This is a genomic window from Streptomyces sp. NPDC096046 (genome assembly GCF_040303285.1).
Classification (GTDB): domain Bacteria; phylum Actinomycetota; class Actinomycetes; order Streptomycetales; family Streptomycetaceae; genus Streptomyces.
Genome location: NZ_JBEOSZ010000002.1, coordinates 258,035 through 281,259, shown reverse-complemented (window position 1 = coordinate 281,259; position 23,225 = coordinate 258,035). Strand labels below are relative to the sequence as shown.

Sequence of the window (23,225 nt, the reverse complement as noted above, 5' to 3'; positions counted from 1 at the left end):
ATGTGACCGGCTGTCAGAGCTGGCGCAGCCGGTGCCGCTTGCGCCAGGCCACCACCACGCCCGCCAGCGCGGGCAGGGCGATGCACGCCAGGGCGATCAGGAAGGCGGGAGAGGTCGGGGTCGAGGCGCGGGCGCCCGCGACGGCGTAGGCGGCGGTGTTCGGGATCGAACCGAGGGCTGTGGCCAGCAGGAACGGCAGCAGGCCCATCCGGGAGACGGAGGCGCAGTAGTTCGCGGCCCAGAACGGCACCCCCGGGAACAGCCGCACCGCCAGCATCGAACGGAAGCCGTGCCGGCTGAGCTGGCCGTCCGCGGCCTTCAGCCAGCGCCCCCGCAGCAGAGGCCGCAGGGCGTCCTGGCCCAGCGCCCGGCCCAGGCAGAAGGCGATCCCCGCGCCGAGCACCGTGCCACCGAGGGCGACGCCGAGGCCCAGCTGCGAACCGAACAGGGCACCCGCGGCGAGGTTCAGCAGGGGCCTCGGCACGAACGCCACGGTGCACACGCCGTACGCCACCGCGAACACCGCCGCCGCGGCGGCTCCGCCGAGCTGCGGCGGCCAGCCCTCCGTCAGCAGCCGCTGCGGCTCGAACAGCAGCACCCCGCACGCGCCGGCGGCGAGCAGCGCGACGAGCAGCGACAGCCGCGACCACGGCGAGAGCAGGACTCTCGTGCAGCGGACGGCGAAACGGGTCGGTACGGCGGGCGGGACCGTCGGTGCCTGGGGAAGGGCGACGGCGAGCTCCGCGGCGGTGGCCCGGGGAGAGGCCATGGCGGTGCCCCCAGAGCGGGTGGTGGCATCGAGCATCCGGTGACACTAACCGACACATGTGTGTGATCGCCGTATGGTTCGTCTCACGAGCGTCACAGGATCCTGGGCACGATCCCGTCCAGGGCCGAGCGAAAACCATTCGACGTGCGGTGAGGCGTCGGCGATGATCGACGACATGTTCCGGCACGCCTTCCCCCTCGCAGCATCCGTCGTCACGGATGCCCCGAAGGCTGCCGTCGCCGTTCTCACGGCCGTTGCCGACGGCGCCCGAAGCTGACCCTCTCCGGTTCGTCCGGCGGACCCCGCAAGGGGAGGGTCGGGCAGGTCCTCGGGGTCCCACGTTCCACTTCGCTGATCAGACGCTTCGAGGTACAGCCATGTCCAAGAGGGCCTACATCCGTACGAAACCCCACCTCAACATCGGCACGATGGGTCACGTCGACCACGGCAAGACCACTCTGACGGCCGCCATCACCAAGGTGCTCGCCGACCGCGGCGGCGGCGTGTTCGTGCCGTTCGACCGGATCGACCGGGCGCCCGAGGAGGCGGCGCGCGGCATCACCATCGACATCGCGCATGTCGAGTACGAGACCGACACCCGGCACTACGCGCACGTCGACATGCCGGGCCACGCCGACTACGTCAAGAACATGGTCACCGGCGCCGCCCAACTGGACGGGGCGATCCTCGTCGTCTCGGCGCTCGACGGGATCATGCCGCAGACAGCCGAACACGTCCTGCTCGCCCGGCAGGTGGGCGTCGACCACATCGTGGTCGCCCTCAACAAGGCCGACGCGGGCGACAGGGAGCTGACCGACCTGGTGGAGCTGGAGGTCCGCGACCTGCTCACCGCCCACGGCTACGGCGGTGACTCCCTGCCCGTCGTACGGGTCTCGGGGCTGAGGGCACTGGAGGGGGACCCGCACTGGACGGCGTCGATCGAGGCGCTGCTCGACGTGGTGGACACCTATGTGCCGATGCCGGAGCGGTATGTGGACGCGCCGTTCCTGCTGCCCGTGGAGAACGTGCTGACCATCACCGGGCGCGGGACCGTGGTGACCGGGGCGGTCGAACGGGGTGTGGTGCGCGTCGGGGACCGGGTCGAGGTGCTCGGGGCGGCCGTCGAGACGGTGGTCACCGGACTGGAGACGTTCGGCAAGCCGATGGAGGAGGCACAGGCCGGGGACAACGTGGCGGTGCTGCTGCGCGGGGTGCCACGGGATGCCGTGCGTCGGGGGCATGTCGTCGCCGCGCCGGGGAGTGTCGTGCCGAGTCGTCGCTTCACCGCGCAGGTGTATGTGTTGTCCGCGCGTGAGGGGGGCCGTACGACAGCGGTGTCCACCGGGTACCGGCCGCAGTTCTACATCCGTACGGCGGATGTGGTGGGGGACGTCGACCTCGGTGAGGTCGGCGTCGCCCGGCCCGGGGAGACGGTGGTGATGACGGTGGAGCTGGGGCGGGACGTGCCCTTGGAGCCGGGACTCGGGTTCGCCGTGCGCGAGGGCGGCAGAACGGTCGGGGCGGGGACCGTGACCGTGGTCGGTTGAGGGCGTGGGGCGGCTCCCGCGCCCCTTGGCCGCGGGGTCCCGCCCGCACAATGGGAGAGTGAACGACCCCATTCCCGTGACCAGGACCACCGATCACGGCACCGCCAAGCTCATGCCCGACGTCGACCGGGACAGGGCCTGGCTGCTGACCGTGGACGGGGCACCGCAGTCCTACGTCGATCTCGACGAGCCCGCGCACCTGGAGTTCGAGTACACACGGCGCCTCGGCCACGTGCTGGATGTCATGGCCGAGCCGGGGCGGGCGCTGGACGTGGTGCACCTCGGGGGTGGGGCGCTCACCCTGCCCCGGTACGTGGCCGTGACCCGTCCCGGGTCGCGGCAGGACGTCGTCGAGGCCGACCGGGGGCTGCTGGAACTGGTGGCCGAGCACCTGCCGCTGCCGCACGGCGCGCACGTCGCCCTGCACGCGGCGGACGCACGCGACTGGCTGGAGAGGGCGCCCGCGGCCTCGGCGGACGTTCTCCTCGCGGACGTCTTCAGCGGGTCGCGGGTGCCGGCCCACCTCACCTCCGTCGCCTACGTCCGTGAGGCGGGGCGGGTGCTGCGGGACGGCGGGGTGTATCTCGCCAATCTCCCCGATGCCGCGCCGTTCGCCTTCCTGCGGTCGCAACTCGCCACCCTGGCCGACGTCTTCGCGGAGCTCGTGCTGATCGCCGAGCCTGGGGTGCTGCGGGGGCGGCGGTTCGGGAACGCGGTGCTCGTGGCCGGGCGGCGGCCCGTCGACGTCGCCGCCCTCACCCGGCTCGCCGCCGCCGACGCCTTCCCCGCCCGGGTCGAACACGGCGCCGGGCTGCGGGAGTTCATCGGGGGCGCGCGGCCGGTGCGGGACGAGGACGCCGTGCCCTCGCCCGAGCCCCCCGACGGGGCGTTCGGCATCGGCTGACGCCTCTTCGGTGCCGCCCCGGGCCGCCGCCGGCGGCGCAGGTTGCGGGCGTCCGGCACGGCGGTGCGGTGGCGCGCACAGGCGCCGGGTCCGTCCCGAGGCTCCGGTGAACCGGGCCCGCCCCCGGTCGCGGGGGCGGGCCCGTCGGGTTCCCGCGTCAGCCGCCGGTCGGCTCGCCGTGCAGGCGGACCGTGCTGAGGATCTTCATGATGGTCTTCTCGGGCACCTCGCCCTTGACGCCCTTGGCACCGAAGAAGCTCCAGGCGACGAAATCGCCGGCGGAGTTCTTGAAGCCGAACGTGACCGCCTTGCCGTCGCTCGCACACTTCCCCGTGTCGGGGGTGTTCTCCGAGTACGCCCGGGCGACGCTGCCCTTCACGCCGGAGGCGGTGGTGTACGGCTCGGCCTTGTCGTCGGCCTTGACGCTCTTCTTGTCCGGCTGCGTGTAGCCGCCGTACACCCACCAGGCCACCTGGTTGACCGCGACCTCGTCCGTGTTCTTGGCGCCGTCGGCACCCTTGGTGCCCGCTCCGGCCAGGGACTCGGTCTCGCTCCTGCCGTCCTTGTCGTCGTCGCTCGTGCACCACTTGGACTTGTAGAACGCCGGTGCCGACATGAGGATCAGCGGCTTGCCGTCGTCGGACTTCTCGTCCTCGAAGAACACGGACGACGTCGGGGCGGCCACCTCCCAGTCCGCCGGGACGTCGAAGGCCGTGCCCCACTTGGGGTTGATGACGACCTTCCAGCCCTTGACCGTGGGCTGCTCCGCCTCGCCGCCGCGCGGGTTGTCGCCCGTGGCGGGGGCGCTGGGCTCCTCGGCCGAGGGGGCGGCCGACGTGTTGTCGCTCGTGCCGCCGCCGTCCGCCGTGGCGTCCTTGTCGCCTCCCAGCACCAGGAAACCGGTCACGCCGGCCGCCACGACCACCGCGGTGGCCGCGATGATCGCGACCAGCTTCGTCCGATGTCCGCCGCCACCGCCCTGCGGGGGCTGCGGCGCACCGGCCGGAGCCGGGGTGTTCCACTGCGGCTGCTGCGCATACGGGTTGGGCTGCTGGTATCCCGGCTGCTGGTACGGATTCGGCTGCTGATATCCCGGCTGCTGGTACGGGTTGTTCCCTTGCGGGTTCTGCTCGCCCCCGGGCGGCTGCTGTCCTGGCCACATGGGCAGCCACCCTAGCCGCGCTCCGGACACGGTTCGGTCACCGCCCGTGGACGGAGATGTAGCAACCCGGAGACGGAGCGGTGCGGCGGACGCCGGGCGGGCCGGTGCGGCGGTCGTCACACCTCCCTGGCCACGTGTCTCTACTCGTGAGTAACATGCGGCCATGAGCGCAGACCAGATGTCCATCGGCGAGATGCTCGCCGCCACGGTGCCCATGGCCCGGACCCTGAACCTCCAGTTCCTGGAGACCTCGACGGAGCGGGCGGTGGTGTCGCTGCCGGACCAGGGCGAGTTCCACAACCACGTCGGTGGCCCGCACGCCGGTGCGATGTTCACGCTGGGCGAGTCCGCCAGCGGGGCGATCGTGCTGGCCGCGTTCGGGGACCAGCTCTCGCGTGCCGTGCCGCTCGCGGTCAGCGCCGAGATCTCCTACAAGAAGCTGGCGATGGGCGCCGTCACGGCCACGGCCACCCTCGGCCGCCCGGCCGCGGAGGTCGTCGCCCAGCTGGACGCCGGTGAACGCCCCGAGTTCCCGGTGACCATCGCCATCCAGCGGGCCGACGGTGCCGTGACCGGCGAGATGACCGTGGTGTGGACCCTGCGGCCCAACGGCTGATCAGGCTGTCGCGCGTGCGGGACCCCGGCCGGGTGCCGGGGCTTTCGCATGTCGGGCGGCCACGCCCCGGTGTCCGGGGCGGACGCCGTCCAGCTCTTGTCGACGGCGGGCGGCATCTCCTCGGGTGCCGCCTTCGTGGCGGGCGGGAAGCGGGTGTCGAGGCCGGCGGCCGGGACGACCGCCTTGCGGGCGGTGCGGAGGGGGGCGGCCGGGAGGGAGGGGGGATCATGCGGCCCATGCCGGTGCGCGGTGATGGGGGCGCGCCGAGAGCCGCAGGGGAGTGGGCTGTGAAGGGGGAGATTTCGTGGACCAACCGTCTTTCCCCGCGCACAACTTGCCGCCCCCTGCGGCCGGATTTTCGAAAGTCGGTGCGAATACCGTCGGTAACACATCGGAATTCCCCGGGCTGTGAACGTGCGTCATCCGGACTCCTTGTTACCTGCGAGTCGTATGTGCGAAAGTGAGCCGCCTCACAGCCGAGTCCGCAGCTGACACGGCACAGGTATGCACCAATCACGCACCTGCTTTCCAACGAACGCGCAATTCGCCTGCCGTTCTGCGGCTGGAAGGAAATGGTTCCGTGCAATCCCCCAACCCCCCACGCCCGCCGTACCCACCACGACCCGGAGCGGGGCCGGTGGAGTCCGACCGCAATCTCCTCGCCCGGGTCGGTGAACCGGATGAAGGGCCCCGCGCCGTCGCGCTGTTGCTGGCTCGGCACTGGCGCGCGGTCTACGAATACGCCGTCATCTGCCTGGCCTCCTCGGAGGATTCCGCGTCGATGGCGACGGCCGCCGCCTTCCACGCGGAACTGGCCCGGCCGGGCGGCGGCGCCCTGCGCCCCCGGCTGCTCGCGGCCGTCCGGGAGACGGCCGGACAGTGGGCCGCCGACGACGGAATTTCCCATGTCCTGCCGGAACTCCGCAAAACCGTCGGCGCCCGGGGTCTGCGTGCCGCCCGCTCCCGTACGCCCGAAAGGCGACGCCTCGCGGAGCGCGCTTTCCACGGGCTTCCGGGGGCTTCCCAATGCCTCCTGTGGCACACCGAGGTCGAGGCTGAGCCCATATCCATACCGGCCGGTCTGCTGGGAGTGGATGCCGCTACCGCGTCGGCCGCCCTGGAGCAGGCGCGCGAGCAATTCCGGACGGGATGCGTACGGGCACACCGGGAACTCGCGCCGACGCGGGAATGCCGCTACTACAACCGCCTGCTGGACGTCCCCATGCGCCGCGGCGGGGACCTGCTGCCCGATGTGCAACGCCATCTCATGGCATGCCGCTATTGCCGTCACGCCGCCGAACAACTCAGCCATTTCGAGGACGGTCTCGAGGACCTGCTCGTCGAGACGGTGCTCGGCTGGGGCGCCCGCCGCTACCTGGAGTCACGGCCGGGCCGCGACACGAACCGGGGCGTGATGCCCATCGGCGGACGCCACCGCCACCGCCTCCGGGCCCGTGCCCAGCCCGCCGAGGGCCGGTCCGGACCTGCGAGAAGGCACACGAAGGCACTGGCCGCCGCGGTCGGGGTGACCTCCCTGGTGCTCCTCGCGACCCTGCTCGCCGCCCGGGGCTGGACGGAGGAGAGCGGCACCGGCGACCCGCAGGCCACCTGGGGCGCGGTCAGCGGCCACACCGTCGGGCCGGACGGCGGGGGAACCTCGTCCGTGGGGCCGGACGCCACGGACTCCTCGTCCGGATCCTCGACCGGCGGTTCCTCGTCCGCCGGCTCATCGACGGCCGCCACCGCGGGCAGCCCCGCGGAGGTGGCCCGCGGACGGCTGCGCAATCTCGACGCCGCCCTGTGCCTCGACGTCGGAGGCGGGCGGGTTCGGGCCGACGCCCGCGTCATGCTGGACGCCTGTTCCACGGACGGCTCCCAGCGCTGGTCATACCGGGACGACGGTGTCCTGCGCAGCGCCACCGACCCCACCCTGTGCCTCGGTTCCGACCCGGCCGAGGGCTCGGTCGTCCTGGCCGACTGCCTCGTGCACGCCGGAATCGTCCGCTACGACCTGACCGTGCGCGGCGAACTCCTGCCGCGCGGCGGCAAGAGGCTGGCCGTCGCACCGGGGGAGGGCCGGGACGTGATCGTCGCCGGGCGCGACGGAACCCAGGCCCAACGCTGGGCGCTGGAACCGGTGTCCACCGCCGAAGAGCCCGGGGAGTCCCGGGAGAAGCACGCCGAGGACGCCCCGCGGGAGAACCGTGGGGAGGGGCGGCAGCCGGACGACGCCCCGTCCCGGCCCGGGCCGGGCGACACGTCCGAAGAACGGCCGCAGGAGCGGTACGAGACGCGGTTCGCGCAGGTAGATCGTTGTGCCGAGGCCGACGGGGCCAGGGGAACCTGCGAGGCCGACAGGGCCACCGAAATCGGCGAGGCCGGAGAGGCCGCCGGAACTGACGAGGCCGACGGGGACAGGGGAATCGGCGAGGCCGACGGGGCCGCCGGAACCGGCGAGGCCGATGGGGCCGCCGGAACCGGCGAGGCCGGCAGGGCCGACGGGAGCGGCCGGGCCGGTGCGCCGCCCGGCTCCGGTGTCCTGGGTTCGGCAACCGCCACCCTGACCGACACCGTGACGACGCTGCACAGCGCCGCGCTGCCGTAGGGCCCGCCTCGGGGTCGTCCTCCGGGGCGACCCCGCTGAGCCGCGAGGGACGTCCCACGAGCCGGTAGGCTTCCCGGGCACGCAGGGAAGCTCAGGGAAGGAACCGGCCTTGCACGTCCAGGAGTGGCTCGAAACCGTACCCGCGGTCGCCGTCTACGCACTGGTGGGGCTGGTCATCGGGCTGGAAAGCCTGGGCATCCCGTTGCCGGGCGAGATCATCCTCGTCTCCTCGGCACTGCTCGCGTCCCAGCACGGTGAGATCGACCCCGTCGTCCTCGGCGCGAGCGCCACGACCGGCGCGATCATCGGCGACTCGATCGGCTACGCCATCGGCCGCAAGGGCGGGCGGCCCCTGCTGGCCTGGCTGGGCACCAAATTCCCCAAACACTTCAGCGAGGGCCACATCGCCACCGCCGAGCGCTCCTTCGAGAAGTGGGGCATGGGGGCCGTCTTCTTCGGCCGCTTCGTCGCCCTGCTCCGCATCTTCGCTGGCCCGCTCGCCGGTGTGCTCCGCATGCCGTACTGGAAGTTCCTCATCGCCAACGTCCTCGGCGGCATCGTCTGGGCGGGCGGCACGACGGCGGTCATCTACTACGTCGGCATCGTCGCGGAGTCCTGGCTGAAGCGCTTCTCGTGGCTGGGCCTGGTGGCGGCGGTCCTGCTGGGCCTCACGTCCATGCTCGTGCTCAAGCGCAAGGCGAAGCAGGCTCAGCAGCAGACCCAGCAGGCCGGGACCGTGGCCGCCGCCGAGTAGCACGGCCCTCCTGCTACGCGTGCACCTCGCGGTGCGCCTGGGCGAGCTCGGCGTACATCGTGCCGTTGAGGGTGACCCCCTGCCGCTCCTCCTCCGACAGCTCCCGCCGCACCTTCGCGGGAACCCCCGCCACCAGCGAACCCGGCGGCACCACCATGCCCTGGGGCACCAGGGCCTGCGCGGCGACGAGCGACCCGGCCCCGATCACGGCGCCGTTCAGCACGGTCGCCCCCATGCCGATCAGGCAGTCGTCCTCCACGGTCGCCCCGTGCACCACCGCGTTGTGCCCGATGCTCACGCGCTCACCCACGCTCACGGGAAACCCCGGGTCGGCGTGGAGGGTGCAGTTGTCCTGGACGTTGCTGCTCGCCCCGACGGAGATCGCCTCGACATCGCCGCGCACCACGGCCCCGTACCAGACGCTCGCGCCCGCCCCGAGTGCGACGCTCCCGATCACCGACGCCGTCGGCGCCACGAACGCGGTCTCGTCGATCTCCGGCTCCCTGCCGCCGATGCCCGTGATCATCGCCCGCTGACCCATGTCCGCCTCCCGAACGTCGTAGACAACGCGCACACCGTACGTCACCCGGTAGGGCGAAGATCACAGGCAGGGGACACCGCGGGGTGAGCGGCCGCTGAGTACGGTGAGCGGGTGCCGAAGCGCAAGAACACGTTCTCATCCTGGCGGCGCGGCCTCACACAGCGCGCCGTCCACGCGGGCTGGGCCTGGCTGCAACGGACGGCCTCCGTGACCGCCGAGCACCCCGGCCGGTACCGGTTCGGTGCGATGGGAACAGGTACCAGGCTCGCCTTCCCGCTCGGTACGGTCTTCGGTGAACCGTGGATCCACCTGGGCTCTCACTGCATCATCGGCGAGCAGGTCACCCTGACCGCGGGCCTCATGCCCGACCTCGACCTGGGCCCGGACCCGATCCTGCGCCTCGGCGACGGCGTCGTCCTGGGCCGCGGCAGCCACGTCATCGCTGACACCACCGTCACGATCGGCAGCGACTGCTATTTCGGCCCGTACGTCTACGTCACCTCCACGAACCACTCCTACGACGATCCGCACGAGCCGATCGGCAGGCAGTGGCCGCGGATGGAGCCGGTGGAGATCGGGCCCGGCTGCTGGATCGGCACCGGAGCGGTGATTCTTCCGGGCGCCCGGATCGGGCGGAACGTGGTGGTGGCCGCGGGCGCCGTCGTCCGGGGCGCCGTGCCCGATCATGCCGTGGTGGCGGGCGCGCCGGCCCGTGTCGTGAGGCGGTGGACCCCGGCCGACGGCTGGCAGCCCCCGCTGCGCACCCCGGCGCCCGTCCCGATACCGGAGGGCGTCACCTCCGAGCAGTTGTGTGCGCTGTCGGACCTGGACGAGGAGGCGGCGGCCAGACTGGCCGAGCTGGACGAGGAGGCGGCGGCGGGTCTCGCGGAGCTGGAGCCGGGGTCGTCCTGACCTCCATGAGGGGACCCCTCGGGCGCCCGGACGCAGAGGCGCGCCGCCCCTGGGGTCTGAGCCGGGATCAACCCGAGGCCAGCAGCACCGTGCCCACCAGGGCCAGTCCCGCCCCCGCGGTCTGAACCGCCCGGAGCCGTTCGCGCAGCACGCCCCGTGCCGCCACGGCCGTCACCACCGGGTACAGGGAGGCCAGCACGGCGGCGACCGTCACCGGGCCGTGCTGCGCGGCGATCGAGTACGTGCCGTTCGCGGCGACGTCCGCGAGGCCGATGAAGGCGAGGGCGGGCAGGGAGTGCCAGGGGAAGCCGTTCGCCGGGAGTGCGGGCGTCCCGCGCCGCACCGAGACGTACAGCGCCAGGCCGCCGGCGGCGACATTCGTCACCCGCTGCACGAACAGTGCCAGGAACAGCCCGGTCAGTGTGGTCGACGCCTCGGCGATCAGAGCCATGACCGCGCCGAAGCCGAACGCCGCGAGCAGGGTGAGGGCGATGGCCTGGCGCTGGACGGGAGCGCCGCGGAACTGGGGGCCGCCGGCCAGGCACACACCCGCGACGGCGACCAGGATGCCGAGGAACTGCACCAGGCCGGGGCGTTCGCCCAGCACCAGGCCCACCCCGACCGGCACGGCCACGCCGATCGACCCCAGCGGCGAGAGACGCCCATCGGGCCCAGCGCGAGCGCCTTGTAGAAGGCGAGCATCGCCACCGGCCCGACCAGCCCGGCCGCCACGGCGAACCACAGCTGCGGCCCCGCCTCGCTCCAGCCGCCGGTCGCCACCACGACCGCGCCCAGCACGGCCACCGCGATCGACTGCGAGACGACGACCACCGTGAGCGCGGGCGTGCGCCGGGACAGCAGGCCGCCGCCTAAGTCGGCCAGCCCCCAGAGCAGGCTGGTGGCCAGGGCGAAGAGCGCTGTCATGGGGCGGACACCTCGCAGTACAGTTCAGTGGACGATCAGGTGCAACCACACCATAGTGCAGTTCGCTGTACTGTGTAACACAGAATATTGGACGGAATGTGTCGGACCTCGACCTGCTGACCCAGTCCCTGGCGCGGAGCGTCAAGCACTGGCGCGCGGTGCGCGGCTTCACCCTGGACGTGCTCGCCGCCCGGGCGGGGGTCAGCCGCGGCATGCTCATCCAGATCGAGCAGGCCCGCACCAACCCCAGCCTCGGCACCGTCGTCAAGATCGGGGACGCGCTCGGCGTCAGCATCACCACCCTGCTCGAGCACGGGCAGGCCCCGAACGTCCGCGTCGTCCCGGCCGAGCAGGCCGTACGGCTGTGGCACACCGACGCCGGCAGCTACAACCGGCTCCTCGCGGGCACCGAGGCGCCCGGCCCGCTGGAGATGTGGGACTGGCGGCTCATGCCCGGCGAGAGCAGCCCCTCGGATCCGCACCCGGCCGGCACGACCGAACTGCTCCACGTCACGGCGGGCGAGCTGACCCTCACCGTCGATGGCGTCGAACACCGCGTGCCCGCCGGCGCCAGCGTCCACTTCGAGGCCAACGTCCCGCACACCTACGGCAACACCGGCGACGCGCCCATGGAGATGGTCATGGCAGTCTCGGTGCCGCCCGTGACCTGAGACGCCCGGCCCGCCGCCGGTCCGCTGTTGTTAGCGTGCGCTCATGCGCGCACCCATCGGACACTTCGACAACGCCCGCCCGGCCCCCGCCTGCCTCGACGAACTCACCGCCCCGGTGGCCGACGCCGTACGCCACTGGCGGGGCGGCGTCCCCGCCGAGCACATCGTCTACGTCGACACCGACCCGGAGTGGGCCGACACCGCCACCTTCGTGGAGCACTACGGGCAGGACCTGCTGGAGCGTTCGGCGAACTGCGTGGTCGTCGCGGGCAAGCGCGGCGGGGAGTCCACGCTCGCCGCGTGTGTCGTGCTGTCCACCACCCGGGTCGACGTGAACGGCGCCGTGCGCCGCCGGCTCGGTGCCCGCAAGGCGTCCTTCGCCTCGATGGACACGGCCACCGGCGAGACCGGCATGGAGTACGGCGGCATCACCCCGCTCGGACTGCCGGAGGGCTGGCCCGTCCTGGTGGACGCCGCCGTCGTCGACCTGCCCTATGTGCTGGTCGGCAGCGGCCGGCGGCGCGGCAAGCTGCTCGTCCCGGGCAAGGCGTTCGCGGAACTGCCGGGCGCCGTCGTACTGGAGGGCCTCGGGGTCCGCTGATCTACGCCGCGATGTGATGGGCCAGCCGAAGATGGGGATCGCTCTCGCCCGGGGCCGGCTCGGGATCCGCGTGCACCAGGGCCGTGGTCAGCCGCGGTACCGCGTGCAGCAGCGCGTGCTCGGCCTCCACGGCGACGCGGTGGGCCTCGCGCACCGTCACGTCGCCGTCCACCACGACCGCCACCTCGGCGCGCAGCCGGTGGCCGATCCAGCGCAGCCGGAGCTCACCCACCCCGCGCACCCCGGGTACCTCGGCCAAGGCCCGCTCGGCCCGGTCCACCAGAGCCGGGTCGACGGCGTCCATCACCCGGCGGAACACCTCACGGCCCGCGTCCCGCAGCACCAGCGCGATCGCCGCCGTGATCGCCAGTCCGACGATCGGATCGGCCAGGTGCCAGCCCAGGGCCGACCCTCCGGCGCCCAGCAGCACGGCCAGTGAGGTGAAGCCGTCCGTACGGGCGTGCAGTCCGTCGGCGACCAGGGCTGCCGAGCCGATCGAACGGCCGACGCGGATGCGGTAGCGGGCCACCCACTCGTTGCCGGCGAAGCCCACGAGAGCGGCCACGGCGACCGCCGGGACGTGCTGGACGGGGCGCGGATCCAGCAGCCGGTCCACCGCCGTCCAGCCCGCGAAGGCCGCGGACGCGGCGATCGTCAGCACGATCCCTAGCCCGGCCAGGTCCTCGGCCCGCCCGTAGCCGTAGGTGAAGCGGCGGGTGGCCGCGCGCCTGCCCAGCGCGAAGGCGATCCCGAGGGGCACGGCGGTCAGTGCGTCCGCGGTGTTGTGCACCGTGTCCCCGAGCAGTGCCACCGATCCGGACAGGGCCACCACGACCGCCTGGGCCAGCGCCGTCACGCCGAGGACGGCGAGCGAGACCCACAACGCACGCATCCCGCGCGCGGAGGACTCCAGCGCGGAGTCGACCTTGTCGGCCGTCTCGTGGGAATGCGGGGTGAGCAGATGGCTCAGCCGCCGGCGCAGGCCGTGCCGGTGGTCGTGGTCGTGGTCGTGGTCGTGCGGGTGGGAGTGTTCGTGCCGGTCGCTCACGTGGATCCCCTTTCGGTGCGCGCGAGAGTGGACGTACCCGTCCCGGGGCGCCATTATGTGCGTATGAGCGCACGCATGCACCTGTCATCTGCGCATGACGCGCATCCGCACAGTCCCGGCGACGAGCAGTTCGCGCTCGCCGCCGAACTCCTCGCCTTGTTGGGGGACCGGACCAGGCTCGCGCTGCTGCACGCGCTGACCGGGGGAGAGGCCGACGTCACGACCCTCACGGAAGCGTGCGGGGCGGCCAGACCGGCCGTCAGTCAGCACCTGGCGCGACTGCGCCTCGCGGGCCTGGTGAACACGCGCAAGGAAGGCCGCCGGGTGGTCTACTCACTCCGCGACGGCCATCTGCGCCGGCTCGTCGACGAGGCGCTGAACGTGGCCGACCACCGCCTCAGCGACCGGCCCCCGCACGACTGAGTCAGTACCGCGCCGCCGTTCCGAGGTACTGCTCGGCGAAGGCGGCGGCCGCCACGGGCGAGGTGAACAGGCGGCGCAGCCGGGCGAGCGCGGTGCCCGCGCGGAACGGGTCGCCCGCCGCCGTGCCGTGGTACACCTCGGACAGCCACTGCGAGAACTCCTGGTAGTCCCACACGCGCCGCAGACACGCCTCCGCGTAGCCCGCGAGCCCGCTGCCGTCGCCGGCGGTCAGCCGGGCGGCCAGCGCGTCGCCGAGCAGAAACGCGTCGTGCAGGGCGAGGCTCATGCCTTTGGCGGCGATGGGGGCGACCAGATGGGCCGCGTCGCCGGCGAGGAACAGCCGGCCGTGTGCCACCGGCTCGACCACGTAGTCGTGCATGTCCAGCACGCGCTTCTCGACCAGCCGCCCCTCGGTCAGAGGCGGCACACCGGCCGCCCCGAGGCGCTCCTGGAGCTCGGCCCAGACGCGCTCGTGCGGCCAGTTCGCCGGGTCGTCGCCCGGCGGGCACTGCAGGTAGTAGCGGGTCACCTCCGGGCTGCGGGGCATCTGGCCGGCGAACCCGCGCGCGTGGCATCCGAACAGCACGCAGTCGGCGGACGGCGGGGCCTCGGCGAGCAGGGCCAGCCAGCCGACACCGTAGTCGTGCCGCGCGATGCGGACCCGCTCGGGCGGGAGCGAGGCCCGGCTCACCCCGCGTGCCCCGTCGCAGCCGACGACGAAGTCGCAGTGCACCACGCGGCTTTCACCGGTCTCCGGGCAGGTGTACGACACCCGGGGCCGGTCGGTGTCGAGATCGTGGATCCGCACGTCCCGGACCCCGAAGCGGATCTCTCCGCCCCGGACGTCGGCGTACTCGCGCACCAGGTCCGTCACCAGCAACGGCTGCGGGTAGACGAAGTGGTGGCTGCCCGTCAGCTCGCCGTACGGGAACCGGTAGCGCTGCCCGTCGAAGCGGAACTCGCACGCGGTGTGCAGCTCGGCGCGGTCCAGCAGGTTGCGGGCGAGGCCCCGCTTCTCCAGGCCGCGCACGGCCCATTCCTCGATGACCCCGGCCCGGGGCCGCCGTTCGACGAACGCACGGGTCTCCGTCTCCAGCACCAGGCAGTCCACGGACGCGGCCCGCAGGATGTTGCCGACGGTCAGACCCGCGGGACCGGCGCCCACGACGACGACCGGGAAGCGTTGCGTCGCGCCGGATCCGGCGGACGGGAGGGCGTGGGTCATGCGCACATTATGGAGGCCGGTCCCGGGGGACGGGCACCCGCGCGACGGCCACCTCCTCGACGCCTCGCTCGATCTCCCCGGACCGGGAACCGAGGCGCGGGCCCGTCAGCAGATCGCCGGTGAGAAACGGCGACGACCAGCGACCGCGGCGGCGTACCAGGCGTAGCAGCCGACGAGTTGTGCACCCTTGACCGGGTGCGGGAATGTCGTGGGAAACGCTTCAGGATTCCTGTACGCGGTGATCAGACAGCCGTGGGATCTCGATCGCCGGGCAGCGGTCCATCACCATCTCCAGGCCCGCCGCCCGGGTCCGGTCGTACGCCGCTTCGTCGATGACGCCGAGCTGGAACCAGACGCCCTTGGCGCCCTTGGCGACCGCCTCGTCGGCGACGGCTCCGGCGAGGTCGCTGTTCACGAAGACGTCCACGACGTCCACGTCGAAGGGGATGTCCGCCAGGCTCGCGTACCCCCTTTCCCCGTGCACCGTCTCCGCCTTCGGGTGCACCGGCACCACGCGCTTGCCGAAGCGCTGGAGCACGGCGGCGACGCCGTACGCCGCGCGCCGCCGGTTCGACGACAGGCCCACCACGGCCCAGGTGTCGCCGAGCCCGGTGAGAATCCTGCGGACCGTTGCCTCGTCGCCGTACACCGGCGGCCTCCTCGGAAGTCGTGGACGAGCTGCTCCCGGGTTCAACGGCGCAGGGTGCGCGGTGATTCCCCGGACGGCCTCCGTGACAGCTTGCCGAGGCCAGTGAACCCATGTGCGTGGGCCAGTCAGGGAATCCGGTGCGAACCGGAACTGACGCGCAGCGGTGAGGGGGACGGGCGGGGCCTCGGCCACTGGACTTTCTCGTGGACGTCCGGGAAGGCGCTCCGATCCGGGGGAACCCGCGTCCGAAGACCTGCTGGAGGACGTCGTACGGCTGGGCCGCGTCCCGCACCGCCGGGCCTGGACACCCGCCTCCGCGGACGACGAGCGGGCCGTGCGCGCCGCCCTGGAGCGCACGGACCTCACCGGCCGTTCCGGCCAGCCCTGGCACACCCTCTCGGGCGGCGAACGCCAGCGGGTGCACATCGCCCGCGCGCTCGCCCAGGAATCCCGCGAACTCCTCCTCGACGAGCCCACCAACCACCTCGACATCCACCACCAGCTCGACCTGCTCACCCTCGTCACGGGCCTTCCGGTCACCACCGTCGTCGCCCTGCACGACCTCGACCTCGCGGCGATGTACTGCGATCAGGTCGTGGTGCTGTGCGCGGGGCGGGTCGTGGCCGGAGGCACTCCGGGGGACGTCCTCACGCAGGAGCTCATCGCCGAGGTGTACGGGGTGGCCGACGTCCGCCCTGGAGGGCACGAGGGGCGGCCGCATGTGTGCGGTTCCTGGGGACGCCGGCCTGAGAGGGGCGCCGCACAGGCCACCGGCGGGGGCGATCGCGCCACGGTGGCCCGAAAACGGCGAACCTGCCCGCGTGCGCGTGTCCGCCCGCCTACGCTCACCCCGTGCTGCGCATCATCGACGCCCGAAGCCATGAGCCGGTCGACGCCGCCCCGGCCCGCCGGGGCCTGACCCGTGTCGTGGTGCACGCGCACGGTTCCGACACGACGAACCTGCGGGTGCTGCTCGTCGGGGACCTCCTCGTCCGGGCCCTGGAACTCGGCGGCACACCGGTGTGGGCGCTGCTGACCGGCGGTCGCAGGCAGGCGGAACTGCGTGCGGACGCCGCGACCCTCGGCATGCACCCCTTCGAGGACAGTCCCGACGTCGGCGCCGGACTGGGCGAGGCCCAGGCCGTCCACGTCGTCGCCGAGGACGGGCCGCTGCCCGACGGGGTGCGGATCGCCGTCGCGCCGGTGGAGGTGGACACGCCGGACCACTCTGACCCCACCACCCTGCGCCTGGCGCTGCTCACCCGGCACCACAGCACGCCGGTCCGGCTGGAAAGGGCCTCCCTCGGCGACGCCCGCGACACCCTTGCCCGCTGGCGCACCGCGGTCGCCCGCTGGGCGCGGCAGCCCTCCCGGCCGATCCCCGACGACGTGCGGGGGCGGCTGCGCGACGCCTGGGAGGACGACCTGGACGTGCCCGGGGTGCTGGACGTCCTGCGCCACGTCGAGACCGGGCCGGACCTCGCGGACGGCGCACGCTTCGAGACGTACGCCTACGCCGACCGGCTCCTCGGCCTCGAACTCACCCGCGACCTGGGGTCACCGTCATGATCGAACGCTCCGGGGCGGGTCCGCTGCGCCGTCTGGTCGTGCTGCGGCACGCCAAGTCCTCCTGGCCCCTGGACGTCGCCGACCACGAACGTCCCCTCGCCCCGCGGGGCCGCCGGGACGCCCCGGCGGCCGGGCGGGTCCTGGCCGACGCCGACCTCCTGCCCGACCTCGCGCTGTGCTCCACCGCCGTCCGCGCCCGCCGGACCTGGGACCTGGCCGCGGCCGAGTGGGGCACGCCCCCGCCGGTCCGGCACGACCGCCGCATCTACGCCGCCGGCCCGTCCGGTCTGCTGGCCGTCGTGCACGAGGTGCCCGCCGAGGTGGAGACCCTGCTGCTGATCGGGCACAACCCGGGTGTGGAGGAACTGGTCCTGGCCCTCGCCGACGACGGCCTCGACGACACCCTGGAGCGGGTCCGGACGAAGTTCCCCACCTCGGCGATCGCCGTGCTGTCCTGGCGCGGCACGGCCTGGCGGGACCTCGCCCCCGGCACCGCGCTGCTCACCTCCGTGATCGTGCCCCGGGGCGCCAAGAAGCAGTCCGGGGGCCGCGCATAGGCTGGCCGGATGCAGGACGAATACCGCACGGTCACCGCCGCCGGCGTGCACGAGACCGAGGTCAACCGCTCCCGCTTCCTGTGCGCCCTCGCCCCTGCGGCCACCGAACAGGAGGCCCAGGCCTTCATCGCCGCGGTCCGCAAGGAGCACGCCGACGCGAGCCACAACTGCTGGGCCTACGTCATCGGCGCCGACGCCTCCGTCCAGAAGGCGAGCGACGACGGCGAACCGGGCGGCACGGCCGGAGTCCCCATGCTCCAGATGCTGCTGCGCCGGGACATGCGGTACGTCGTCGCCGTCGTCACCCGCTACTACGGCGGGGTCAAGCTCGGCGCCGGCGGGCTCATCCGGGCGTACGGCGGAGCGGTCGGCGAGGCGCTGGACAGCCTCGGCACCCGCACCCGCCGCAGGTTCCGGCTGGCCACGGTCACCGTCGACCACCAGCGCGCCGGCAAACTCGAGAACGACCTGCGCACCACCGGACGCGAGGTCCGCGACGTGCGCTACGCGGAGGCCGTCACGATCGAGATCGCGCTTCCGGACGCCGACGTGGAGGACTTCAGATCCTGGCTCGCCGACGCCACCGCCGGGACGGCCGGCTTCGAACCGGGCGGAGAGGCGTACGGCGACGCGTGACGCGCGGCCCCGTCCCGGCGGCGTTTTCTCAGTACACATACGGACATGTCCCTTGAATCGGCGCCGGGCGGGCGTGGCTTGCCGAGGTTCGTGGTGGAGCAGGGGCCCGCACGCGTTAGCGTGGTGGGTGCTGACAGCGAGCCGTACCGGCTCGCGCTGGCTGTGCGGGGAAGCAGGGGGAGACATGCGGGTCGGGGCGGGGTCGTGAGACTGCTGCACACGTCCGACTGGCACCTCGGCCGGGCCTTCCACCGGGTGAACATGCTCGGTGCCCAGGCCGAGTTCATCGGCCACCTCGTCATGACCGTCCGGGAGCGGGCCGTGAACGCGGTGGTGGTCTCGGGGGACGTGTACGACCGGGCGGTGCCGCCGCTCGCCGCGGTCGAACTGTTCGACGACGCCCTGCACCGCCTCGCCGACCTGGGCGTGCCGACGGTGATGATCTCCGGCAACCACGACTCGGCCCGCCGGCTCGGCGTCGGCGCCGGACTGATCGGGCGGGCCGGCATCCACCTGCGGACCGAGCCGTCGGCCGCAGGCACCCCGGTCGTACTGCCCGACGCCCACGGCGACGTCGCCTTCTACGGCCTGCCGTACCTCGAACCGGCCCTGGTGAAGGACGAGTTCGGGGTGGAGAAGGCCGGGCACGAGGCCGTGCTCGCCGCCGCCATGGACCGGGTCCGTGCCGACCTCGGCACCCGCCCGCCCGGCACCCGCTCCGTGGTCCTCGCGCACGCCTTCGTCACCGGCGGCGAACCCAGCGACAGCGAGCGGGACATCACCGTCGGCGGCGTCGCCGCGGTCCCCGCCGGGGTGTTCGACGGCGTCGACTACGTGGCGCTCGGGCATCTGCACGGCTGCCAGACCCTCACCGGTCGCGTCCGCTACTCCGGCTCCCCGCTGCCCTACTCCTTCTCGGAGGCCGCCCACCGCAAGAGCATGTGGCTGGTCGACCTGGCCGCGGACGGCTCCGTCGACGCCGAGCGCGTCGACTGCCCCGCGCCCCGCGCCCTGGCCCGGATCCGGGGCACCCTGGAGAACCTGCTCGCCGACCCGGACCTGGCACCGCACGAGGAGGCGTGGGTCGAGGCGACCCTCACCGACCCCGTCCGGCCGGCCGACCCGATGGCCCGGCTCGCCGAGCGGTTCCCGCACACGCTCAGCCTCGTCTTCGACCCCGACCGCGACGAGGACGAGTCCGAGGTGTCCTATGCCCGGCGTCTCGCCGGCCGCAGCGACCAGGAGATCGCGGAGGACTTCGTCGCCCATGTGCGCGGCGCCGGACCCGACCCGCACGAACAGGGCGTGCTGCGGGACGCCTTCGACGCGGTGCGGGCCGACGAGACCGTACGGGAGGTGGCCCGGTGAGGCTCCACCGGCTGGCTCTCACCGCCTTCGGGCCCTTCGGAGGCACCCAGACGGTCGACTTCGACGAACTGTCGACCGCCGGGCTGTTCCTGCTGCACGGACCCACCGGCGCGGGCAAGACGTCCGTCCTCGACGCCGTCTGCTACGCCCTGTACGGCTCGGTGCCCGGCGCCCGGCAGGGCGGCGGCCAGGGCACGACCCTGCGCAGCGACCACGCCGCGCCCGCGACCCGCACCGAGGTCGCCCTCGAACTCACCGTCGCCGGCCGCCGCCTGGAGCTCACCCGCCAGCCGCCCTGGGAGCGCCCCAAGAAGCGCGGCACCGGCACGACACTCGACAAGGCCCAGACCTGGCTGCGCGAGTACGACCCGACGGCCGGCGCCTGGAAGGACCTGAGCCGCTCCCACCAGGAGATCGGCGAGGAGATCACCCAGCTGCTCGGCATGAGCCGGGAGCAGTTCTGCCAGGTCGTGCTGCTGCCGCAGGGCGACTTCGCCCGGTTCCTGCGCGCCGACGCCGAGGCCCGCGGCAAACTGCTGGGCCGGCTGTTCGACACCCGCCGCTTCGCCGACGTCGAGAAGCGCCTCGCCGAGCGCCGCCGCGTCACCGAGGCCCGGGTGCGCGACGGGGACGCGGAACTGCTGGCCGACGCCCACCGCATGCAGCAGGCCGCGGGCGACGCCATGGAGCTGCCCGAACTCGCCCCCGGCGAACCGGGACTCGCCGAGGCTGTCCTGAGTGCCGCCGCCGTCGCCCGCAGCACCGCCCGTGAACAACTCACCGTCGCCGCGTGCACGCTCGGCGCGGCCGAGTCCGCCCAGGCCGCCGCCGGCCGCGCCCTGGACGACGTCCGCGAACTGGACCGCCTCCAGCGGCGGTTCGCGGAGGCGCGGGACCGGGCGGCACGCCTGGAGCACGGAGCCGAGGCCTACCGGCAGGCGCAGGCGCTCATGGAGCGGTCCCGCAAGGCCGAAGCGGTCGCGCCCGCCCTGGACCTGCGAGAATCCGCCGAAGCCGAACACCGCCGGGCCGTGACCGCCGAGGCGCGTGCCCGTGCCCTGCTCCCGGAGGCCTTCGCCGACGCGGGCGCGGCCGGACTCGCCGCCGCCGCACGCCGGGCCGCCGAGGAACTGGGCGGGCTCGACTCGGCCCGCCGCGCCGAGCGGCGGCTGGCCGAACTCCTCGACGAACGCGACGGTCTGAGCCGGCAGGAGCGTGCCGACGCGGACCTCCTCCAGGAGGCGGAGACCTGGCTCGACGGCTGGGAGGAGACGCGCACCCGACTCCAGGACCGGGTGGAGGCCGCGCAGCAGGCCGCGGCCCTGGCCGAGCAGCTCGCCGTGCGGCGCGAGCCCGCCCGGCAGCGGCTCCGGGCGGCCCGCCTGCGCGATCAGCTCGCCCAGGACACGGACCAGGCGGTCGACCGGGTCCGCACCGCGCGGGACGAGACGCTGGCGGCCCAGCAGCACTGGCTCGACCTCAAGGAACAGCGTCTGAACGGCATCGCCGCCGAACTGGCCGCACACCTCACCGGGGGCGAGCCCTGCGCCGTCTGCGGCGCCACCGAACACCCCGCCCCGGCCCGCAAGGTCGCCGGGCACGTCGACCGCGAGGCGGAGGAGCACGCCCTCACCGCCTACCAGCGCGCCGACGAACAGCGCGCCGAGGACGAACGGCGCCTCGGCGTCGTACGGGAGGCACTGGCCGCCGCCACCGCCGAGGCCGGTGACGCCCCCACCGACCGACTGGCCGAGGAAGTCGAGCAGGTGGAGGAGCAGTACGCGCGGGCCCGCGGCGCCGCCGCCGAACTGCACTCCGCGCGGGAGCGGCTGCGGCAGGCCGGGCAGGAGCACGAACGGCGCCTCGCCGCCCGGCAGGAGGCCGCCGTACGGACTGCCGCACGCGTCGGTCACCGCGAGCGGCTGGACAGCGAACGGGCCGCCCTGGAGGAGGAACTGGACCGGGCGCGGGGCTCCCTGGACAGTGTCGCCGCGCGAGCCGCACAGCTGGAGCGGCGGACCGCGCTGCTCACCGACGCCGCCGACGCCGCCCGCGTCGCCGAGGACACCGCCCAGCGGCTCAAGGACGCCGACGCCCGGCTCGCCGACGCCGCCTTCCGGGCCGGCTTCGACACCCCGCAGGCCGCGGCCGACGCCCTCCTCGACAACGCCGCCCACCGCGAACTGCAACGCCGACTGGACGCCTGGCAGCACGAGGAGGCCGCCGTACGGGCCGTCCTCGCCGAGGCCGACACGGCCGCGGCGGCCCGCGCGCCGCAGGCCGACCTGTCCGCGGCGCAACGGGCCGCCGACGAGGCGGCCCGGCGGCTGCGCGACGCCGCCTCCGCCCACGACGCCGCCGGCCGGCGCTGCGTGGAACTCGACCGGCTGTCCGCCCGGGCCACGACCGCCGTGCGGCGGCTGGCGCCGCTGCGCGAGGAGTACGACCGCGTCGCCCGGATGGCGGGCCTCGCCGCGGGTACGTCGGCGGACAACGAGCGCCGGATGCGCCTGGAGTCGTACGTCCTGGCGGCCCGGCTGGAGCAGGTCGCCGCCGCCGCGACCGTGCGGCTGCGCCGCATGTCGTCCGGCCGCTACACCCTCGTCCACTCCGACGACCGCACCGGGCGCGGCCGCAGCGGGCTCGGGCTGCACGTGGTCGACGCCTGGACCGGCCGCGAGCGGGACACGGCGACGCTGTCGGGCGGCGAGACGTTCTTCGCCTCGCTCGCGCTGGCCCTGGGCCTCGCGGACGTCGTCACCGACGAGGCGGGCGGGGTGCGCCTGGACACCCTCTTCATCGACGAGGGCTTCGGCAGCCTCGACGACCAGACTCTCGACGAGGTGCTCGACGTCCTCGACTCGCTGCGCGAACGCGACCGCAGCGTCGGCATCGTCAGCCATGTCCCCGACCTGCGGCGGCGCATCCACGCCCAGCTCGAAGTGGTCAAGAGCCGGTCCGGGTCGGCGCTGCGTCAGCGCGGCGCCGGTTAGTTCGGCGGCCCCGCGCGGTCCTCACCGAGTTCCGGTGCCGGCCGCTCCCGTACGGCGGCGGATCAGGCGGCCTGAGTACCAGCCGCAGCAAACAAGCCATTCATCCGGCGAGTTGACTCAGTGTTTCCGCACGGGTGGTCGATCACTTCCAGCGAGCCGCTAGGATTACGGCATGGTCACGGCTTGGTCGCCCCGGCGCATCGTCAGGACCCGCTCCGGTGCGGGTCCGTTGCCGCGCCTGCTGGCCATGGCCGTGCTCCTGTTCGGCGTCCTCATGACGCACGGCGTGCACGTGCAAAGCGTCACGGGGCACCTCTCCACCGGCGCAACAGCCTTCACCGCACCGCCGGACGGCGGCGTTCGCCCTGCGGGCGTCGAGCCGACGGTGCGGTCCGCCGCGGATGCCGACGATCACCATGGGGGCCACGGGCCGTCTCACCCTGGTGAGCACTGCGTGTCCGGACAGCCTCAGCAGGCTTCCGCCCTGGTACCGCCCTGCTTCGCAGCGTCGGTTCGTGAATCGACCGGTTCCTCCCACGCCTCGACCGTTCGAGGGCCGGCCGCTGGTGGTCCCAAGGACGGTGAGTCTTCCGTGGCTCTCAGAGCAGCCTCCGTGGTGCGGCAGGTCTAGAGGTACGCGGTTCCGCCAACCGGCCTGCCGGATGCCACCGGTTCGGCTGGTACCGCGCGACGAGCGTCCTGTCCCGTGCTGATGATGGGTCGCCACGTTCGTCGAAGCCGTCCTGCCCCA

General features: G+C 73.4%; 20 protein-coding genes, 3 pseudogenes and 1 riboswitch. Of the genes and pseudogenes, 15 read left to right on the top strand and 8 right to left on the bottom strand.

Going from position 1 to position 23,225, the window contains the following annotated elements; genetic code table 11:
- Positions 1-13: 13 nt before the first annotated feature.
- Positions 14-805, bottom strand: coding sequence for a TVP38/TMEM64 family protein (locus ABTX62_RS03710; RefSeq protein WP_352114633.1), 792 nt, complete (start codon positions 803-805; stop codon positions 14-16).
- Positions 806-1,146: 341 nt separating this feature from the next.
- Here ABTX62_RS03710 and tuf point away from each other — a divergent pair, with 341 nt between their 5' ends.
- Positions 1,147-2,316, top strand: a complete 1,170-nt coding sequence (gene tuf, locus ABTX62_RS03705; RefSeq protein ID WP_352114632.1) for an elongation factor Tu — start codon at positions 1,147-1,149, stop codon at positions 2,314-2,316.
- A 58-nt stretch (positions 2,317-2,374) separates the two neighbouring features.
- A complete protein-coding gene (locus ABTX62_RS03700; RefSeq protein WP_352114631.1) occupies positions 2,375-3,220 on the top strand; it encodes a spermidine synthase in 846 nt (281 codons plus the stop codon).
- 157 nt (positions 3,221-3,377) lie between these two features.
- Here ABTX62_RS03700 and ABTX62_RS03695 read toward each other — a convergent pair whose 3' ends face one another.
- Positions 3,378-4,382 carry a DUF8017 domain-containing protein gene (locus ABTX62_RS03695; RefSeq protein ID WP_352114630.1) on the bottom strand — a complete coding sequence of 335 codons (1,005 nt, stop codon included), beginning with the start codon at positions 4,380-4,382 and terminating at the stop codon, positions 3,378-3,380.
- Positions 4,383-4,560: 178 nt separating this feature from the next.
- Between ABTX62_RS03695 and ABTX62_RS03690 the strand changes: the two genes are divergently transcribed.
- Entirely contained in the window at positions 4,561-4,998 is a 438-nt protein-coding gene (locus tag ABTX62_RS03690) for a DUF4442 domain-containing protein (RefSeq protein ID WP_352114673.1), read from the top strand.
- 95 nt (positions 4,999-5,093) lie between these two features.
- Here the strand turns inward: ABTX62_RS03690 and ABTX62_RS03685 are convergent.
- A pseudogene (locus tag ABTX62_RS03685) lies at positions 5,094-5,252 on the bottom strand (UTP--glucose-1-phosphate uridylyltransferase); the annotation flags it as partial.
- Between the two features lie 383 nt (positions 5,253-5,635).
- Between ABTX62_RS03685 and ABTX62_RS03680 the strand changes: the two are divergent.
- Together ABTX62_RS03680 and ABTX62_RS03675 are read left to right on the top strand one after the other, a co-directional pair.
- On the top strand, positions 5,636-7,603 hold the full coding sequence (locus ABTX62_RS03680) for an RICIN domain-containing protein (RefSeq protein ID WP_502997896.1): 1,968 nt from the start codon (positions 5,636-5,638) through the stop codon (positions 7,601-7,603).
- Positions 7,604-7,712: 109 nt separating this feature from the next.
- Positions 7,713-8,357 carry a DedA family protein gene (locus ABTX62_RS03675; protein WP_352114629.1) on the top strand — a complete coding sequence of 215 codons (645 nt, stop codon included), beginning with the start codon at positions 7,713-7,715 and terminating at the stop codon, positions 8,355-8,357.
- Positions 8,358-8,370: 13 nt separating this feature from the next.
- Here the strand turns inward: ABTX62_RS03675 and ABTX62_RS03670 are convergent, their stop codons facing one another.
- The gene (locus ABTX62_RS03670) at positions 8,371-8,898 is read right to left on the bottom strand and encodes a gamma carbonic anhydrase family protein (RefSeq protein ID WP_352114628.1); all 528 of its coding nucleotides are present in this window, start codon (positions 8,896-8,898) and stop codon (positions 8,371-8,373) included.
- Positions 8,899-9,009: 111 nt separating this feature from the next.
- Between ABTX62_RS03670 and ABTX62_RS03665 the strand changes: the two genes are divergently transcribed.
- The gene (locus tag ABTX62_RS03665; RefSeq protein ID WP_352114627.1) at positions 9,010-9,810 is read left to right on the top strand and encodes an acyltransferase; all 801 of its coding nucleotides are present in this window, start codon (positions 9,010-9,012) and stop codon (positions 9,808-9,810) included.
- 67 nt (positions 9,811-9,877) lie between these two features.
- Here the strand turns inward: ABTX62_RS03665 and ABTX62_RS03660 are convergent.
- A pseudogene (locus ABTX62_RS03660) lies at positions 9,878-10,734 on the bottom strand (EamA family transporter).
- 98 nt (positions 10,735-10,832) lie between these two features.
- On the opposite strand from ABTX62_RS03660, the gene ABTX62_RS03655 reads away from it, so the two are divergent.
- Together ABTX62_RS03655 and ABTX62_RS03650 are read left to right on the top strand one after the other, a co-directional pair.
- The gene (locus ABTX62_RS03655) at positions 10,833-11,405 is read left to right on the top strand and encodes a cupin domain-containing protein (protein WP_352114626.1); all 573 of its coding nucleotides are present in this window, start codon (positions 10,833-10,835) and stop codon (positions 11,403-11,405) included.
- 43 nt (positions 11,406-11,448) lie between these two features.
- A complete protein-coding gene (locus ABTX62_RS03650) occupies positions 11,449-12,006 on the top strand; it encodes a YbaK/EbsC family protein (RefSeq protein WP_352114625.1) in 558 nt (185 codons plus the stop codon).
- A gap of 1 nt (position 12,007) precedes the next feature.
- Here the strand turns inward: ABTX62_RS03650 and ABTX62_RS03645 are convergent, their stop codons facing one another.
- Positions 12,008-13,054 (bottom strand): cation diffusion facilitator family transporter, encoded by a 1,047-nt coding sequence (locus tag ABTX62_RS03645; RefSeq protein ID WP_352114624.1) that lies wholly within the window; start codon positions 13,052-13,054, stop codon positions 12,008-12,010.
- A 63-nt stretch (positions 13,055-13,117) separates the two neighbouring features.
- Here ABTX62_RS03645 and ABTX62_RS03640 point away from each other — a divergent pair, with 63 nt between their 5' ends.
- On the top strand, positions 13,118-13,477 hold the full coding sequence (locus ABTX62_RS03640; RefSeq protein WP_352114623.1) for an ArsR/SmtB family transcription factor: 360 nt from the start codon (positions 13,118-13,120) through the stop codon (positions 13,475-13,477).
- A gap of 1 nt (position 13,478) precedes the next feature.
- Here ABTX62_RS03640 and ABTX62_RS03635 read toward each other — a convergent pair whose 3' ends face one another.
- Together ABTX62_RS03635 and ABTX62_RS03630 are read right to left on the bottom strand one after the other, a co-directional pair.
- Positions 13,479-14,702 (bottom strand): 4-hydroxybenzoate 3-monooxygenase, encoded by a 1,224-nt coding sequence (locus ABTX62_RS03635; protein ID WP_352114622.1) that lies wholly within the window; start codon positions 14,700-14,702, stop codon positions 13,479-13,481.
- Between the two features lie 220 nt (positions 14,703-14,922).
- Entirely contained in the window at positions 14,923-15,351 is a 429-nt protein-coding gene (locus ABTX62_RS03630; RefSeq protein ID WP_352114621.1) for a CoA-binding protein, read from the bottom strand.
- Between the two features lie 83 nt (positions 15,352-15,434).
- Positions 15,435-15,626, top strand: a riboswitch (cobalamin riboswitch).
- On the opposite strand from ABTX62_RS03630, the pseudogene ABTX62_RS03625 reads away from it, so the two are divergent.
- The 6 genes and pseudogenes from ABTX62_RS03625 to ABTX62_RS03600 all read left to right on the top strand — a co-directional run.
- Positions 15,611-16,033, top strand: a pseudogene (locus ABTX62_RS03625) (ABC transporter ATP-binding protein); the annotation flags it as partial. (Overlaps the previous riboswitch by 16 nt.)
- Positions 16,034-16,203: 170 nt before the next feature.
- Positions 16,204-16,920, top strand: a complete 717-nt coding sequence (locus ABTX62_RS03620; protein WP_352114620.1) for a hypothetical protein — start codon at positions 16,204-16,206, stop codon at positions 16,918-16,920.
- Positions 16,917-17,477 carry a SixA phosphatase family protein gene (locus tag ABTX62_RS03615; RefSeq protein WP_352114619.1) on the top strand — a complete coding sequence of 187 codons (561 nt, stop codon included), beginning with the start codon at positions 16,917-16,919 and terminating at the stop codon, positions 17,475-17,477. The genes ABTX62_RS03620 and ABTX62_RS03615 overlap by 4 nt, the downstream gene beginning before the upstream one ends.
- A gap of 9 nt (positions 17,478-17,486) precedes the next feature.
- Entirely contained in the window at positions 17,487-18,113 is a 627-nt protein-coding gene (locus ABTX62_RS03610; RefSeq protein ID WP_352114618.1) for a YigZ family protein, read from the top strand.
- 204 nt (positions 18,114-18,317) lie between these two features.
- Positions 18,318-19,481: an exonuclease SbcCD subunit D gene (locus tag ABTX62_RS03605; protein WP_352114617.1), complete on the top strand. Its 1,164-nt coding sequence runs from the start codon at positions 18,318-18,320 to the stop codon at positions 19,479-19,481.
- Positions 19,478-22,474, top strand: coding sequence for an AAA family ATPase (locus ABTX62_RS03600; RefSeq protein ID WP_352114616.1), 2,997 nt, complete (start codon positions 19,478-19,480; stop codon positions 22,472-22,474). Before ABTX62_RS03605 ends, ABTX62_RS03600 begins: the two co-directional genes overlap by 4 nt.
- Positions 22,475-23,225: the final 751 nt, after the last annotated feature.

Bases quoted from the DNA above. Each gene is read 5' to 3' on its own strand.
- ABTX62_RS03670 (WP_352114628.1), bottom strand. From the start codon at position 8,898: ATGGGTCAGCGGGCGATGATCACGGGCATCGGCGGCAGGGAGCCGGAG.
- ABTX62_RS03610 (WP_352114618.1), top strand. From the start codon at position 17,487: ATGCAGGACGAATACCGCACGGTCACCGCCGCCGGCGTGCACGAGACC.
- ABTX62_RS03650 (WP_352114625.1), top strand. From the start codon at position 11,449: ATGCGCGCACCCATCGGACACTTCGACAACGCCCGCCCGGCCCCCGCC.
- ABTX62_RS03695 (WP_352114630.1), bottom strand. From the start codon at position 4,382: ATGTGGCCAGGACAGCAGCCGCCCGGGGGCGAGCAGAACCCGCAAGGG.
- tuf (WP_352114632.1), top strand. From the start codon at position 1,147: ATGTCCAAGAGGGCCTACATCCGTACGAAACCCCACCTCAACATCGGC.
- ABTX62_RS03690 (WP_352114673.1), top strand. From the start codon at position 4,561: ATGTCCATCGGCGAGATGCTCGCCGCCACGGTGCCCATGGCCCGGACC.
- ABTX62_RS03710 (WP_352114633.1), bottom strand. From the start codon at position 805: ATGCTCGATGCCACCACCCGCTCTGGGGGCACCGCCATGGCCTCTCCC.
- ABTX62_RS03635 (WP_352114622.1), bottom strand. From the start codon at position 14,702: ATGACCCACGCCCTCCCGTCCGCCGGATCCGGCGCGACGCAACGCTTC.
- ABTX62_RS03640 (WP_352114623.1), top strand. From the start codon at position 13,118: ATGAGCGCACGCATGCACCTGTCATCTGCGCATGACGCGCATCCGCAC.
- ABTX62_RS03615 (WP_352114619.1), top strand. From the start codon at position 16,917: ATGATCGAACGCTCCGGGGCGGGTCCGCTGCGCCGTCTGGTCGTGCTG.